Genomic DNA, 528 nt, shown 5'->3' on the forward strand with positions numbered 1-528 from the left:
CGCCCATGGCGGCGACATGACCAAGGGCAAGCCGCTCGTCGTGCTGATCAATGGCGGCTCGGCCTCGGCCTCCGAGATCGTCGCCGGCGCGCTGCATGACCACAAGCGCGCGACCCTGATCGGCACCCGCTCGTTCGGCAAGGGTTCGGTGCAGACCATCATCCCGCTCGGCTCGGGCAATGGCGCGCTGCGCCTGACCACCGCGCGCTATTACACGCCGTCGGGCAAGTCGATTCAGGCCAAGGGTATCATCCCGGATATCGAAGTCCTGCAGGATGTGCCGGAGGATCTGAAGTCGAAGACCGACACCAAGGGCGAAGCCTCGCTGCGCGGCCATCTCAAGGCCGAAGGCGACGAGAAGACCGGCTCGCAGTCCTACGTTCCGCCGGACGCCAAGGACGACAAGGCGCTGAAGATGGCTGCGGACCTCCTGCACGGCATCAAGCAGACCACCTCGGCTCCTGCTCCGACCGACAAGGCCACCAACAAGGCCGCGAACTAAAGCGCAGGCGAACATCTCAATTCGAT

The 528-nt window shown here is 64.8% G+C and carries 1 protein-coding gene; it reads left to right on the top strand.

Annotation, left to right across the window (positions count from 1 at the left end; translation table 11 throughout):
• The coding region (locus ACP4IX_RS36600) for a S41 family peptidase (protein ID WP_426559009.1) at positions 1-502 on the top strand (502 nt) is incomplete at its 5' end.
• Between the last annotated feature and the right edge of the window lie 26 nt (positions 503-528).

The sequence above is a fragment of the Streptomyces sp. WG5 genome (genome assembly GCF_049974565.1).
Classification (GTDB): domain Bacteria; phylum Actinomycetota; class Actinomycetes; order Streptomycetales; family Streptomycetaceae; genus Streptomyces.